Annotated in this window: 1 pseudogene; it reads left to right on the forward strand. The window is 77.5% G+C overall.

Annotated features, from left to right (window positions below):
• A pseudogene (locus AN218_RS37190) lies at positions 1-760 on the forward strand (hypothetical protein); the annotation flags it as partial.

The raw sequence follows: 760 nt of genomic DNA on the forward strand, positions 1-760 counted from the left end.
GGGCTCGTCGACGCCGTGCGCACCCGCTGGGGCGACGGCGAGGCCGCCCGGCTGCTGCCGGGATGCGGCACGGAGACCGTGACGCGGCTGCTGCCCGCCCTCTTCCACGCCGTCACCGGCTGGCGCGCGCTCGCCACCCGGCACCCGGACGTCCTACTCGCCGAGGCGGGGCGGCAGTTGGAGGACCTGCCGTACGTGCTGCGCGAGCAGTGGTGGCGGCGGTACGGGGCGGGCGTCGCGCACGCGGCGGGCAGCCGGCCGCGGCGCGTACTGGACCTGCTGGAGCAGTACCGCGAAGGGGGCCTGCTCGGCGCCGAGTTCGCGCCGTATCTGATACGGCTCGTCGCCGCCGACGCCGGCCGCACGCTGCGGCTGCTGCTGCGTCCCGGCCAGGTCGGCGAGGTACGCGAGCGGGGTCTGCCGCATCGGGTGCTGCGCCGCCTGGTGGAGACCGGTCCGGCCGAACTGGAGGACCTGGGCCGGGAGTTGAGCGCCCACCCCGTCCGCTTCGCCGAACTGCTGCACGCGCTGCCGCCCGGACTGCGCGCGGACTTCCACGACGCGGTGACGGACCCGGAGGAGCGCGCGCACAGCGTCCTGCACGAGGACGTGCTCGCGGCGCTGCCGCACGGCCGCCGCGAGGAGGAGGCCCGGCGGATGGCGCAGCAGGCGCGCGCCCGCGGGGCGCACTGGTCCGTCGTGCTCGCCGCCGTGGCCCATCTGCCCGAGGAGGCGGCGTACGCGGAGGTCGCCGCCGCCA

The sequence above is a fragment of the Streptomyces nanshensis genome (genome assembly GCF_001751255.1).
Classification (GTDB): domain Bacteria; phylum Actinomycetota; class Actinomycetes; order Streptomycetales; family Streptomycetaceae; genus Streptomyces; species Streptomyces nanshensis_A.